General features: G+C 61.8%; 10 protein-coding genes, 9 tRNA genes and 1 pseudogene. 18 read left to right on the forward strand and 2 right to left on the reverse strand.

The features are described from left to right. Nucleotides 1-44: 44 nt before the first annotated feature. Nucleotides 45-1,304 carry a glutamyl-tRNA reductase gene (gene hemA / locus G4923_RS06730; protein ID WP_163136258.1) on the reverse strand — a complete coding sequence of 420 codons (1,260 nt, stop codon included), beginning with the start codon at nt 1,302-1,304 and terminating at the stop codon, nt 45-47. Nucleotides 1,305-1,429: 125 nt separating this feature from the next. On the opposite strand from hemA, the gene lolB reads away from it, so the two are divergent. The 16 genes and pseudogenes from lolB to G4923_RS06810 all read left to right on the forward strand — a co-directional run bounded on the left by lolB (nt 1,430) and on the right by G4923_RS06810 (nt 9,683). Further along, nucleotides 1,430-2,008: a lipoprotein insertase outer membrane protein LolB gene (gene lolB, locus G4923_RS06735; RefSeq protein WP_162520188.1), complete on the forward strand. Its 579-nt coding sequence runs from the start codon at nt 1,430-1,432 to the stop codon at nt 2,006-2,008. Then, entirely contained in the window at nt 2,005-2,895 is an 891-nt protein-coding gene (gene ispE, locus G4923_RS06740; RefSeq protein WP_240455267.1) for a 4-(cytidine 5'-diphospho)-2-C-methyl-D-erythritol kinase, read from the forward strand. Before lolB ends, ispE begins: the two co-directional genes overlap by 4 nt. Then, nucleotides 2,875-2,949 (forward strand) — tRNA-Gln (locus G4923_RS06745). Before ispE ends, G4923_RS06745 begins: the two co-directional genes overlap by 21 nt. Nucleotides 2,950-3,121: 172 nt before the next feature. Next, a complete protein-coding gene (locus G4923_RS06750) occupies nt 3,122-4,069 on the forward strand; it encodes a ribose-phosphate pyrophosphokinase (RefSeq protein ID WP_025326177.1) in 948 nt (315 codons plus the stop codon). A gap of 96 nt (nt 4,070-4,165) precedes the next feature. Further along, nucleotides 4,166-6,184, forward strand: coding sequence for a bifunctional metallophosphatase/5'-nucleotidase (locus G4923_RS06755; RefSeq protein ID WP_163136260.1), 2,019 nt, complete (start codon nt 4,166-4,168; stop codon nt 6,182-6,184). Between the two features lie 195 nt (nt 6,185-6,379). Then, entirely contained in the window at nt 6,380-6,976 is a 597-nt protein-coding gene (gene pth, locus G4923_RS06760) for an aminoacyl-tRNA hydrolase (protein WP_163136262.1), read from the forward strand. Between the two features lie 111 nt (nt 6,977-7,087). After that, nucleotides 7,088-7,215 (forward strand): annotated as a pseudogene (locus G4923_RS06765) (aminoacyl-tRNA hydrolase); the annotation flags it as partial. A gap of 234 nt (nt 7,216-7,449) precedes the next feature. Then, a complete protein-coding gene (ychF, locus tag G4923_RS06770) occupies nt 7,450-8,541 on the forward strand; it encodes a redox-regulated ATPase YchF (protein WP_025326174.1) in 1,092 nt (363 codons plus the stop codon). Nucleotides 8,542-8,776: 235 nt separating this feature from the next. Then, nucleotides 8,777-8,853: transfer RNA gene (locus tag G4923_RS06775), tRNA-Met, on the forward strand. A 13-nt stretch (nt 8,854-8,866) separates the two neighbouring features. Continuing rightward, a tRNA-Gln gene (locus G4923_RS06780) sits at nt 8,867-8,941 on the forward strand. Between the two features lie 40 nt (nt 8,942-8,981). After that, a tRNA-Gln gene (locus G4923_RS06785) sits at nt 8,982-9,056 on the forward strand. A gap of 35 nt (nt 9,057-9,091) precedes the next feature. Further along, nucleotides 9,092-9,168 (forward strand) — tRNA-Met (locus G4923_RS06790). Between the two features lie 17 nt (nt 9,169-9,185). Further along, nucleotides 9,186-9,260: transfer RNA gene (locus tag G4923_RS06795), tRNA-Gln, on the forward strand. A gap of 47 nt (nt 9,261-9,307) precedes the next feature. Continuing rightward, nucleotides 9,308-9,382, forward strand: a tRNA-Gln gene (locus tag G4923_RS06800). A 132-nt stretch (nt 9,383-9,514) separates the two neighbouring features. Beyond that, nucleotides 9,515-9,591: transfer RNA gene (locus G4923_RS06805), tRNA-Met, on the forward strand. An 8-nt stretch (nt 9,592-9,599) separates the two neighbouring features. Next, a tRNA-Leu gene (locus tag G4923_RS06810) sits at nt 9,600-9,683 on the forward strand. Nucleotides 9,684-9,879: 196 nt separating this feature from the next. On the opposite strand, the gene G4923_RS06815 is transcribed toward G4923_RS06810, so the two are convergent. After that, on the reverse strand, nt 9,880-11,712 hold the full coding sequence (locus G4923_RS06815; RefSeq protein WP_163136264.1) for an SLC13 family permease: 1,833 nt from the start codon (nt 11,710-11,712) through the stop codon (nt 9,880-9,882). A gap of 280 nt (nt 11,713-11,992) precedes the next feature. Here G4923_RS06815 and yqfB point away from each other — a divergent pair, with 280 nt between their 5' ends. Then, nucleotides 11,993-12,325 (forward strand): N(4)-acetylcytidine aminohydrolase, encoded by a 333-nt coding sequence (gene yqfB, locus G4923_RS06820; RefSeq protein ID WP_163136266.1) that lies wholly within the window; start codon nt 11,993-11,995, stop codon nt 12,323-12,325. A gap of 87 nt (nt 12,326-12,412) precedes the next feature. Further along, the gene (locus G4923_RS06825) at nt 12,413-13,333 is read left to right on the forward strand and encodes an alpha/beta hydrolase (protein WP_163136268.1); all 921 of its coding nucleotides are present in this window, start codon (nt 12,413-12,415) and stop codon (nt 13,331-13,333) included. Nucleotides 13,334-13,349 lie beyond the last annotated feature (16 nt).

Genomic DNA, 13,349 nt, shown 5'->3' on the forward strand with positions numbered 1-13,349 from the left:
GTGTTCTCGATGGAGGACGGGACAACCGGCAGGTTGCCCGAAAATTATGACTCTTGTGACAATCCCAGCACCTGACGCAGTTGGGACAGCTTGTGGGTGTCCCCCTGGGCTGCGGCCTGGCGCAGGGCCTGGGTCGGTGCGTGGATCAACTTGTTGGTGAGGCGGTGAGCCAGGGCCTTGAGGGCCTGCTCGGCATTCTCGCCCTGTTGCAGGGCCAGCAGGGCACGCTGCAACTCTTCATCCGCCACCTGTTGGGATTGGTGGCGATAATCGCGAATGAGGTCCACAGAGTGCTGGCTGCGGTACCAGCCCATGAAGTCGCCCTGCTCTTCCTGCACTATGAGCTCGGCCTCGGCGGCCGCCCGCTTGCGGGTCTCGAGGTTTTGCTCGATGATGCCCTGCAGGTCATCCACAGTGTAGAGATAGGCGTCGGAGAGCTCGTCCACCTCGGCTTCGATGTCGCGGGGCACGGCTATGTCCACCAGGAACATGGGCCTGAAACGACGGGCCTTGAGGGCGCGCTCCACCATGCCCTTGCCGATGATGGGCAGGGGACTGGCGGTGGAGCTGATGACGATGTCCGCCTCGTGCAGGTAGTCCGGGATCTCTTCGAGCGTCATCACCTGGGCACCGAACTCCTCGGCCAGCAGCTGGGCCCGCTGCAGGGTGCGGTTCGCCACCATCATCTGGGTGACGTTCTGCTCGCGCAGGTGGCGGGCCACCAGCTCTATGGTTTCGCCCGCCCCCACCAGCAGCACCTTGGTCTGGGAGAGATCGGAGAAGATGCGGCGGGCCAGGCTCACGGCGGCGAAGGCCACCGACACGGCGCTGGCGCCGATCTCGGTGTCGGTACGCACTCGTTTTGCCACCGAGAAGGATTTCTGGAACAGGCGCTCCAGGGATCCCTTCACCGCTTCCGCCTGCTGGGCGTGGGCGTAGGACTGCTTGATCTGCCCCAGGATCTGCGGCTCTCCCAGCACCAGGGAGTCGAGCCCGCAGGCGACCCGCATCAGGTGGCGCACCGCCTCCTCGTCCTGGTGGCGGTAGATGGCGGAGACCACCTCGCTCGCATCCAGCTGGTGGAACCGCTGCAGCCAGCTCAGCACCTGCTCCCCCTGCCCTTGCTCCAGGCTGCAATACAGCTCGGTTCGATTGCAGGTGGAGACGATCACCGCCTCGCTGACACCGGGCTGCTCCACCAGCTCACGCAAGGCGCGATCGATGCAGTCCGGGCCAAATGCGACCCGTTCCCGCAAGGCGACACTGGCGGTGTTGTGGTTGATTCCGAGGGCAAGCAGACTCATGGGTGGGTGATGATCGTTTCGTGCACAGGGTATGAAGGCCGACAATTGTACGAGAAAGGGTAAGTCTTTAAAAGCGATACGGCCGCCCCTTATACTGTGGCAAATCTCATATCCGGAGCACGACCTTGTTCTTGCGTATCTTCTCCCTCGCCTGCCTGCTGGTACTGGCCGGCTGTACCACCACTCAACCCCAGCGGGATCAGGTCAACTGGCAGCAGGAACGTGCCCGTCTCGAGCAGTTGACCCACTGGGAGCTGTCGGGCAAGATGGCCATCATCACCGCCCGCCAGAAGGGCAGCGCCCGCCTCAACTGGCAGCAGAACGGCGACGACTATCGCCTCAACCTCACCAGCCTCATCGGCACCCATATCCTGGAGCTCTCCCGCAGCAAGGGGGAGATCACCCTGACCGACAACGAAGGCAAGGTGCACCAGAGCCAGGATGCAGAGGCCCTGGTCTATCAGCTCACCGGCTGGAATATTCCTGTCACCGGGCTGCCGGAGTGGATCAAGGGGCTGCCGGGTGAGGCCGAATTCGAGCTCAACCCCGACGCCAGCCTGGCCTCGGTGCGCGACGGCCAGTGGCAGATCGTCTATGGGGACTACCGGGATCAGGACAACTACCGGCTGCCCCACCTGCTGACCATGACGGGCCAGGGCAGCCGCCTCAAGTTGCAGATCAACCAATGGACCCTGGCGCCATGATGCAGGATACCATCCGGCAGGCGCCGATCCGCTGGCCGGCGCCAGCCAAGCTCAACCTCTTCCTGCACGTCAACGGCCGCCGTCCCGACGGCTATCACGAGCTGCAGACCCTGTTCATCTTCCTCAATCACGGCGACTGGCTGGAGTTTGACCCCCTGCCGGGAACCAGCCTGCTCACCCTGAGTCCTGCCATCCCTGGGGTGCCGGATGAACAGAATCTCATCATCCGTGCCGCCCGCCTGTTGCAGGGGAGGCTGCCAAGCCCGATGGGGGCCCATATCCGGTTGGAGAAGGTATTGCCCATGGGGGGCGGCATCGGCGGCGGCTCGTCTGACGCGGCCACCACCCTGGTGGCGCTGAATCATCTCTGGCAGGCAGGCTTGAGTGAAGAGGAGCTGGCGGAACTCGGGGTGCAACTGGGGGCCGACGTGCCGGTGTTCGTGCGCGGCCGTGCCGCCTTTGCGGAAGGGGTCGGCGAGAAGCTGCAACCGGTCGAGGTGCCGAGCGCCTGGTATCTGGTGCTCAAACCCGATTGTCATGTGGCAACGGCGGCGGTTTTTCAGGATCCCGAGCTGCCTCGCAACACCCCCAGGATGACATTGCACAACCTGCTGAAAGGGGTGTGGAAAAACGATTGCGAATTGCTGGTGAAAAAGCGCCACCCCGAGGTTGCCAATGCGCTCGGCTGGTTGCTAGAATACGCGCCGTCAAGAATGACGGGCACTGGCGCCTGCGTCTTTGCTCAATTTGAAGACGAAGTGGCTGCTCGGAAGGTGTTGGCAAGGGTGCCGGAAGGCTGGGATGGGTTTGTCGCCAAGGGCGAGAACATATCACCACTCTTCGCCACTTTGCAACAAGTCAGTGATTGGGGTATCGCCAAGCGGTAAGGCAGCGGGTTTTGATCTCGCCATTCCTAGGTTCGAATCCTAGTACCCCAGCCAATCTGGCATAATGGTGCCGAAGGTGACGGCTCTGCTGTCCAGCCGGGTAATCTGGCGCCACCATGAACTTCCAGAGACCTTGTCCGTTATCTTGATAAATCGTTTGCCCCCAAACGATACGGGTCTGAATCAGACTCCCCACATACTGGATGCAACCCCGAGGTTTCAAACCGTGCCTGACATGAAGCTGTTTGCTGGTAACGCAACGCCGGAACTAGCCCAGAAGATCGCAGATCGCCTGTTTATCAAACTCGGCAATGCTGCCGTAGGTCGCTTTAGCGACGGCGAGATCAGCGTACAGATCAATGAGAATGTACGCGGTGGCGATATCTTCATCATTCAATCCACCTGTGCCCCGACCAACGACAATTTGATGGAATTGATCGTCATGGTGGATGCACTGCGTCGTGCTTCAGCTGGCCGTATCACTGCCGTTATTCCCTACTTTGGTTATGCCCGTCAGGACCGCCGCGTCCGCTCCGCCCGTGTGCCCATCACCGCCAAGGTAGTCGCCGACTTCCTCTCCAGCGTGGGTGTGGATCGCGTGCTGACCGTTGACCTGCATGCCGAGCAAATCCAGGGCTTCTTCGATGTCCCCGTAGACAACGTGTTCGGCAGCCCTGTGTTGCTGGAAGACATGCTGTCCAAGAACCTCGAGTCTCCTGTTGTCGTATCGCCGGACATCGGCGGCGTGGTCCGTGCCCGTGCCATCGCCAAGCTGCTGGACGACACCGACATCGCCATCATCGACAAGCGTCGTCCCCGCCCGAACGTCTCCCAGGTCATGCACCTGATCGGCGACGTGGCCGGCCGTGACTGCGTCATCGTCGACGACATGATCGATACCGGCGGCACCCTGTGCAAGGCGGCCGAAGCGTTGAAAGAGCGTGGCGCCAAGCGCGTGTTCGCCTATGCGACCCACCCGGTCTTCTCCGGCACCGCCGTGGAAAACATCAAGAACTCGGTCATCGACGAGCTGATCATCACCGACTCCATCCCGCTCACCGCGGAGATGAAGGCGATCGGCAAGGTCAAGCAGCTGACGCTCTCCTCCGTGCTGGCCGAAGCCATCCGTCGTATCAGCAACGAAGAGTCCATCTCTGCCATGTTTGAGCATTGATAGACCCCGTTGTGACAAAAACCGCCAACTGGCGGTTTTTGTTTTTTCAAGCCTGGTCAAAGTAATGCCCTGCCCCCGCAGGTTAAGGATGTCCCCATGAAGTGCTTGCGTCTCCTCACTCTCCTCCCGCTGTGCGCCCTGCTCTCTGCCTGCCTGACCGGCCAGCAGGATCCGCCCTTCACCCTGACCCTGGCACACATGAACGACACCCACTCCCAGTTCGACCCGGTCAACGCCGAGCTGAAGGGGCCCCTCTTCGGCAAGCAGGGGGAAACCGACACCCTCTACACCCGCCTCGGCGGCTATCCCCGCCTGCTCACCATGACCAAAGCCTACCAGGCCGAGGCACTCGCCAAGAACCAGCCGCTGTTGCTGCTGCACGGGGGCGACGCCTGGCAGGGCAGCGGCTACTTCAAGCTCAACGAGGGGATGGCCAATGCCGAGCTGCTGAGCCAGTTCGGCTTCGATGCCATGGCCCTTGGCAACCATGAGTTCGATCTCGACAACCAGAAGCTGGCCCGCTTCATCCAGGGGGTGAACTTCCCGGTGCTGGCCGCCAACCTGGACAGCCGCGACGATCCGGACCTGAGTCAGGCCAGCAACCTCAAGCCCTTCGTGGTCTATGCCTTCGATGGCAACCAGAAGAGCCCGGTCACCGATCTCGCCCACCTGCCCGCAGACAAGCAGCTGGTCGCCGTCATCGGGCTGGTGCTGGAGGACATGGCCAACATCTCCCCCAACGTCGGCAAGCTGCGCTTTGCCAAGGAGGTGGCCTCGGCCCAGGCCACGGTCGACCTGCTGCAGGCCAGGGGGATCAACCGGATAGTGGCCCTCACCCACATCGGCAACGCCCGGGATCTGGCGCTGGCGGCCAAGGTGAACGGCCTCGATGCCATCGTCGGCGGCCACTCCCACAGCCTGCTCGGTGACTTTAGCAACGTCGGCTGGGGCAAGACGGGGGAATACGCAGCGCTGGTCACCAATCCGGACGGTGTGGGCCTGACCTGCGTGGTGCAGGCGGGATCCTACGCCCAGGCAATCGGTCTTGCCCGGGTCAGCTTCGACGCCCAGGGCCGGGTCATCGCCTGCAAGGGTCAGAACCAGCTGCTGGCCAGCCGCGACTTCTTCGCCGATCCGGCCCGCCAGCAGAGGCTGGACAAGACTCGCAGCCAGCAGGCAGGCAAGTTCATCGACGCCCAGCCCAACCTGGTGACAGTGGATGAAGATCCGCGCCTGCGCGGCATCATCGACAGCCACTACAAACCGGCGCTGGAGCAGGCCTACGGCCCCGTCATCGGCACCCTTCCCGCGCCATTGCAAAATGCCCGCCGCCCAGGCGACAACGGCAGCGACAGCCACGGCTCCGACGTCGCGCCCCTGGTGGCGGAAGGCCAATATTTTTGGGCCAACACCCCGCAGGTGCAGGCACTGACCGGCGGCCCGGTCGACTTCGCCCTGCTGGCGGTGGGGGGCGTGCGCGCCGACTTGCCCGCCGGTGAACTGCGACAGGGGGAGGCATCCCTCAGCCTGCTGCCGTTCAAGAACCCGCTCAGCGTACTGACCCTCTCCGGCACCGAGGTGCGGGCCCTGCTGACCGAGACCATCACGGCCACCCTGCCCGCCAGCGCTCATGCGGGCAAGTTCCCCTATGGCGGCCATCTGCGTTACACCTTCAAGGAGACCGAAGCTGGCAAGGCGGGCCACCTGACCCGGCTGCAATGGCAGACGGCCGAGGGTCAGTGGCAGGATCTGGTGAATGGACGGCGCTACCGGGTGGTGACCAACGCCTACAGCGCCAACGGCAACGACGGCTGGCAGGCCCTGGCACGGGCGCAGCGTCAGAGTGCCGAGAGCCAGAGTGCCGAGCGCGTGGATCTCGCCTGGGTGGCGGGCCAGCTGACCGCCTTCCCGGTGCTGGCAGTGGCAAAGCGCGGCGAGCAGCTCGGCGCCGTCTATGGGTCGGGCAAGGCCCTCGACTGCAAGGCAGCCAAGGTGGATTGCGGCACAGACGCGGCCTCGTTCGTGGACTATGTGCGTTATGCCCGCCCCCTGGTGACCGCCCTGACCGAGGAGACGGTGACCCTGCTGCGTGCCGGTCAAGCCGACGCCCCCTGAGCCGCTGCGCCAAAACGGGCCGGGGCGAGGCCCGTTTTTTGCGGCCGTTGGCGACCCGTTACAGGGTTATTCCCCCCGGCTTGCCGAGCTTTGGTTGAGTGATCGCCAGTCGGCGGCTAGAATATTGCGTCCCATTGCCCTGGACCCTCTGTTTATGGCAACCAGTAGTGCAAGCAGCGAGTGAAGACATCAAGCGTGACGCATCAAATCAAACTGATTGTCGGGCTGGGTAATCCCGGCCCCGAATATGCCAAGACCCGCCACAACGCGGGGGCCTGGTATGTGGAGCAGCTAGCCCGCTGGCACAATGTCAGCCTGCGCGAAGAGCCCAAGTTCTTCGGCTACACCGCCCGCATCCTGGTGGAGGGGCAGGATGTGCGGCTGCTCATCCCGAACACCTATATGAACCTCTCCGGCAAGGCGGTGGCGGCCCTGGCCCGCTTCTACCAGATAGTCCCCGAAGAGATACTGGTGGCCCACGACGAACTGGATCTGCCCCCCGGCATCGCCAAGTTCAAGCAGGGCGGTGGCCACGGCGGCCACAACGGCCTCAAGGACATCATCGCCAGGATGGGCAACAACAATAACTTCTTCCGGCTGCGCCTCGGGATCGGTCATCCCGGTGCCAAGGAGCTGGTCGCCGGCTTCGTGCTGACCAAGGCGCCCAGCAGTGAACAGAACCTGATCGAGGCCGCACTGGATGAGTCCTTGCGCGCCACCGACATCCTGTTCAAGCAGGACATGACCAAGGCCATGAACCGGCTGCACAGCTTCAAGGCTGAAAAAGTCTGAACAGGCTTTGATCGATGACGTACTGGATGAGTGCCCACGTACGCCACCGACACCGGTTCAAGCAGGACATGACCAAGGCCATGAACCGGCTGCACAGCTTCAAGGCTGAAAAAGTCTGAACAGGCTTTGAACGATGACGTACTGGATGAGTGCTCACGTACGCCACCGACATCCTGTTCAAGCAGGACATGACCAAGGCCATGAACCGGCTGCACAGCTTCAAGGCCGAGAAAGTCTGAATACAGATGCCTGACCTGGGTCAGGCTCGCACAATATGACAGGGCTGCCTAAGAATCTGGTCACTCTCTGTAACGAGAGGTTGTCAGCAAGGGGAAGCGCAGCACAGGAACCGGAGCGTATAGGTATACGTGAGGATTCCGAGCAGCACATGAGCCTTGATCACAGCCTCGCAGTAAGAGCGTGAGCAAGTTCGGCGGCCCTCACACAGCATCCATCACGTAAGGTAACAATTCATGGGTTTTAAATGCGGTATCGTGGGCCTGCCCAATGTAGGCAAATCCACCCTGTTCAATGCGCTGACCAAGGCCGGCATCGAAGCCGCCAACTTCCCGTTCTGCACCATTGAGCCGAACACGGGTGTGGTCCCCATGCCGGATCCCCGCCTCGACCAGCTGGCGGCCATCATCAACCCCCAGCGCGTGGTGCCGACCACCATGGAGTTCGTGGACATCGCCGGCCTGGTGGCGGGCGCCTCCAAGGGCGAGGGTCTGGGCAACCAGTTCCTGGCTAACATCCGCGAGACCGAAGCCATAGGTCACGTGGTGCGCTGCTTCGAGGACGAGAACATCATCCACGTGGCGGGCAAGGTCTCCCCGGCCGATGACATCGAGGTGATCAATACCGAATTGGCCCTGTCGGATCTGGACGCCTGCGAGCGCGCCATCCACCGTCAGTCCAAGCGCGCCAAGGGCGGCGACAAGGATGCCAAGCTGGAAGTGGAAACCCTGGAAAAGATTCGGGTTGCCCTGGAAAACGGCCAGATGATCCGCGGCATGAAGCTGGACAAGGAAGAGCTGGCGGCCGTCAGCCACCTCAACTTCCTGACCCTGAAGCCCACCATGTACATCGCCAACGTGGCGGAAGATGGCTTCGACAACAACCCCTTCCTCGATAAGGTGCGTGAAATCGCCGCCGCCGAGAACGCCGTTGTGGTCGTGGTCTGCTGCGCCATCGAGGCAGACATCGCCGAGCTGGACGACGCCGACCGCGCCGAGTTCATGGCCGATCTGGGGATCGAAGAGCCGGGTCTGAACCGGGTGATCCGCTCAGGTTACGAGCTGCTGAACCTGCAGACCTACTTCACCGCCGGGGTGAAGGAAGTCCGCGCCTGGACCATTCCGGTCGGCGCCACCGCCCCGCAGGCGGCGGGCAAGATCCACACCGACTTTGAAAAAGGCTTTATTCGCGCCCAGACCATCGCCTTCGACGACTTTATCACCTACAAGGGTGAGCAAGGCGCCAAGGAAGCGGGCAAGATGCGCGCCGAAGGGAAAGACTACATCGTCAAGGATGGCGATATCATGAACTTCCTGTTCAACGTCTAACCCCATGAGAGGCCAGCATTTGCTGGCCTCTTTGTTATGGGCACAGGTTGCGGATCTGCTGCCAAATGTCGCAAAAAAAACCAGATTGTTGGGCTTTTGCGCGACAGCGTCCAATAACTCGCCAAACGCACCCAAATTCGGTTTTTCTGGCAAAAAAAGGGTTGACGCCCCAGAGCCAGATACGCATAATTCCGGCCGCACAGTGACGAGGCAACGACTCACTGGAAGCACGGTTGGCTATGTAGCTCAGTTGGTTAGAGCATCGCACTCATAATGCGAGGGTCACAGGTTCGAATCCCGTCATAGCCACCATTAATCATTCAGTTGGGGTATCGCCAAGCGGTAAGGCAGCGGGTTTTGATCTCGCCATCCCTAGGTTCGAATCCTAGTACCCCAGCCATTTTTAAAGATGTTTGACAGTTTCTGTCAGTCATCGCTGTTGGGGTATCGCCAAGCGGTAAGGCAGCGGGTTTTGATCTCGCCATCCCTAGGTTCGAATCCTAGTACCCCAGCCATTTTTACTTGTACACGACAATGTCGGATACAAGACGGCTATGTAGCTCAGTTGGTTAGAGCATCGCACTCATAATGCGAGGGTCACAGGTTCGAATCCCGTCATAGCCACCATTTACAAGTTGTTCAGTTGGGGTATCGCCAAGCGGTAAGGCAGCGGGTTTTGATCTCGCCATCCCTAGGTTCGAATCCTAGTACCCCAGCCATTTTTAAAGTTCTTTGCCCGCCATTATTGACGGTTGAGGAGCGCTGTTGGGGTATCGCCAAGCGGTAAGGCAGCGGGTTTTGATCTCGCCATCCCTAGGTTCGAATCCTAGTACCCCAGCCATAATTGCCTTTCATCGACCTTGTCGGTGATCGCTGTGGTAAACGTGATGGATCTTGATCTCGTCAACGTGCCTAGGTCCAAACCCTAGTACCCAGCCATTTTACTTGTACACGACAACGTCGGATACAAGACGGCTATGTAGCTCAGTTGGTTAGAGCATCGCACTCATAATGCGGGGGTCACAGGTTCGAATCCCGTCATAGCCACCATTAATATTGCGGAAGTGGCGAAATTGGTAGACGCACCAGATTTAGGTTCTGGCGCCCTAGGCGTGAGAGTTCGAGTCTCTCCTTCCGCACCATCAAGGCAGTACCAAACAGACCAGCTCATGCTGGTTTTTTTGTGCCTGAGTTTCAGCCTTTGTCCCCTCTCCTTCCCTGCCGCTCTCTCTGCTCACTGGCTTGTCAGCCCAATATTTCATCTCACAGCGTCGGGATATATGGCCAATAAAAAGCGGCCCGCAGGCCGCTTGCACTCCTTGTCCCCCTCGAGCGCGCTCAGAACGGGAAGAACCAGGGAATGGCGATGACGCTCACCACCATCACCAGCAAGGTAAAGGGCACACCGATGCGGATGAAGTCCATGAACTTGTAGTTGCCGGGCCCCAGCACCAGGGTATTGACCGGTGAGGAGACGGGCGTCATGAAGGCAGCCGAGGCGGCGATGGCGATGGTCATGGCGAAGGGATAGGGAGAGACCCCCATCTGCTGGGCCGTACCGAGCGCAATGGGCGCCATCAGCACGGCGGTGGCGGTGTTGGAGATGAAGAGTCCGATGGCCGCGCAGAGCACGAACAGGCTGGCCAGCATGACACGGGGCCCCATCTCCCCCACCGCCGAGATCAGCCCGCCGACGATGAGATCCACCCCGCCGGTCTTCTGCAACGCCAGGGCAAAGGGCAGCATGCCGACGATCAGGATCAGGGTCGGCCAGTGGATGGACTTGTAGGCGCTCTCCATGTCGATGCAGCGGAACTTGCCCATCAGCAGGCAGGCGATGAGCGCCGCTATGACGTTGGGCACGGGCTCCGTCACCATCAGCCCTATCATGACCGCGAGGGCGATCAGGGCGTGGATGGCCTGGCTGCGAGCCGGCGCCATCTCGTCCACCTCGGCAGGCAGGCCGAGCAGCAGGAAGTCCCTGTGGTGGGTCTGCAACTGGCGAATGAGGCTCCAGTTGCCCACTACCAGCAGGCTGTCTCCCATCAGCAGCGGCTCATCCACCAGCTTGCCGGTGAGCGCCTCACCGTTGCGGCGGATCCCGACCACGCTCAGGCCGTAGCGGGAGCGAAAGGCCACCTCGCGGATGCTCTTGCCGAGCAGGCGGGATCCCGGAATGAGGGACACCTCGGCCATGCCCACCTCCCGCGCCTGATCCGAGAAATACTCCCCGCGCAATATCATGGGTTCGAGCCGCGCCTCGCTGCAGAACTCCCGCACATCCACCTCGGGGTCGGACATGTCGATGAGCAGCACATCCTTGGCCTGGAACTCGGTGACGCCGGAGACGGTGACCATCACCCGCCGAAACTTGCGCCAGCGCTCCAGCCCGATGACGTTGGCCCCAAAGCGGGCACGCAGTTGCAGCTCGTCCAGGGTCTGGCCTATCAGGGGAGAATCGGGACGGATCGCCAGGCGGCGCGCCCGGCCGGCCAGGCGATAATCGCGGATGAGGTCGCGCATTGTGCTGCGCCCCGCCTGCTTGCCCTTGCCCTCTTCCCCCTCGCGCACCAGACGGTGACGCATCAGCAGCATGTAGATCACTCCCAGCCCGAGGATAAGCACCCCCATGGGGGTGAAACCGAAGAAGCCGAAGCCCTGGATGCCGTGGCGCATCAGCTCGCTGTTCACCACCATGTTGGGCGGCGTGGCCACCAGCGTCATCATGCCGCTGATGAGACCGGCAAAGCCCAGCGGCATCATCAGCCGTCCCGCCGGTATCCCCATCCGGTTCGCCACGCTCAGCACCACGGGGATGAAGATGGCCACCACCCCTGTGCTGCTCATCACGGCCCCCAGGGTCGCCACCGCCACCATCAGCAGCACCAGCAGCCGGGTCTCACTGCTGCCCGCCACCTTCACCAGGGCATCCCCCACCTGATAGGCGATGCCGGTGCGCACCAGCCCCTCCCCCACCACGAACAGGGCGGCGATCAGGATGACGTTGGGATCGCTAAACCCCGCCAGCGCCTCCGGCAGAGTCAGGGTGCCGCTCAACACGAACAGGATGATGATCAACAAGGCCACCACATCCATGCGCACCCTGTTGGTAATAAACAGGAAGATGGCGCCCACCAGCATGCTGAGCACCCAGATCAACTCGGAATTCACACTCGCTCCTTTCGTTCATGTCCGCCGGGCGGGGAACCGCGCCAGACGCCATCAGACCACAGCCAGCCCCCCTCCATTTTGTTACATATCAAGAAAGGGGAGCCCACATCATCGCACATTCGGGTTCACTTGCAGCCACTTTGCAGGGCAGAGCAAGCGCGCCAACCCACTCCACCCGCACGTCCGGGCGAAAAGTGCTGCGCGCCCTCCCCGGCACTCCTAAAATGGGCCCGCTGCGGCGTGATCCGCCCCCTGCCACCCCTTGTCCTTCGGAGAGAAAATGTCAGTTCACACCCCAACCTACCCGGAATTCACCTTCTTCGGCCGCTTCGTCGCCGACATCCAGTCCGGCCGCAAGACCATCACCATACGCGACGAGAGCGAAGCCAACTGGCAGCCCGGCCAGCGGCTCGCGCTCTTCACCAATCCGGAGCACCACCCCTTTGGCACCATGGAGGTGCTCTCGGTCACGCCCCTGGCCTTCGATGACCTGACCGATGAGCACGCCCGCCAGGAGAACATGACCCTCGCCGAGCTCCAGACCGTCATCCGGGACATCTACCCCGCACTGCCGCAGCTCTATGTGATTGAATTCAAACTGATTGAAGCCTGATTTTGTGAGCTGCCTCAACTAACGCCGGTTGCGATCTCAGACCAAAAGCGCACAATGCCTGTTTTTATATACAGTTAACGGTGCAGCATGAACACAGGACTCGAACCCGCAATCGCCGCCATGGTGGCGGAATTTGTTGCCGCTGGCAGACCCAGGGCGAGCGAGATGAGCTGGCAGGCGCGGCGGGAGGGCTACCTTGCCTCTGCCGTACTGGGCGGTGAGCGGGAAGAGGTGGGCGCCATCGAAGAGTGGCAGGCCGATCACTACGCCATCCGCCGCTACCAACCCCTAGACATGCCAGATCCCGCTTATCCGGTGCTGATCTATTTCCACGGCGGCTGTTTCGTCAGCGGGGATTTCGAGACCCACGATCGCCAGATGCGGATGCTGTGCAACAGTGCCAAGGCCCTGGTGTTTGCCGTGCACACGCGCCTCGCCCCCGAGCATAGCTATCCTGCCGCCCATGACGATGCGCTGGCCGCGACCCTCGCCATCATGGCCGCGCTGCCGCAGTGGCGCGGCGATCCCGAACGGGTTGCACTCGCAGGCGACAGTGCCGGTGGCCACCTTGCCCTGGTCACCACCTTGCGGCTCAAGGAAGCTGGAGCGGCACTGCCCGCCGCCCAGATCCTCATCTATCCCATGCTCGATGCCCTGGGAGAGAGCCAGAGCTATGGCGACCTTGGCGACGACTACCTCATCACCCGCGACATGCTGCTCAGCGGGTTTCAGGCCTATCTGGGCAGGCTGCCCGCCAGCCATCCCGAGGCGAGCCCGCTGCACCATCCTGAACTTGCTGGACTGCCGCCCACCCATATCCTCACGGCCGAGTACGATCCCCTGCGTGACGAGGGAGAGGCCCTCTATGGCAAACTGCTGCAAGCCGGTGTTGCCGCCAGCTGTCAGCGGCAGCTCGGGGTGATCCACGGCTTCTTCCAGCTTGCGGGCATCAGCCCTGCGGCCCGTCATGCCATCGCGCAGGTCGCCATGCTGATCAAGGGGCTCTGAGTTGGATCCAACCCCC

Origin of the sequence: Aeromonas rivipollensis, from assembly GCF_010974825.1 — a bacterium.
GTDB lineage: Bacteria > Pseudomonadota > Gammaproteobacteria > Enterobacterales > Aeromonadaceae > Aeromonas > Aeromonas rivipollensis.

What these genes read in the sequence shown, in the direction of transcription:
- hemA (WP_163136258.1), bottom strand. Translation starts at nt 1,304, where the DNA reads ATGAGTCTGCTTGCCCTCGGAATCAACCACAACACCGCCAGTGTCGCC.
- ispE (WP_240455267.1), top strand. Translation starts at nt 2,005, where the DNA reads ATGATGCAGGATACCATCCGGCAGGCGCCGATCCGCTGGCCGGCGCCA.
- G4923_RS06755 (WP_163136260.1), top strand. Translation starts at nt 4,166, where the DNA reads ATGAAGTGCTTGCGTCTCCTCACTCTCCTCCCGCTGTGCGCCCTGCTC.
- ychF (WP_025326174.1), top strand. Translation starts at nt 7,450, where the DNA reads ATGGGTTTTAAATGCGGTATCGTGGGCCTGCCCAATGTAGGCAAATCC.
- yqfB (WP_163136266.1), top strand. Translation starts at nt 11,993, where the DNA reads ATGTCAGTTCACACCCCAACCTACCCGGAATTCACCTTCTTCGGCCGC.
- G4923_RS06825 (WP_163136268.1), top strand. Translation starts at nt 12,413, where the DNA reads ATGAACACAGGACTCGAACCCGCAATCGCCGCCATGGTGGCGGAATTT.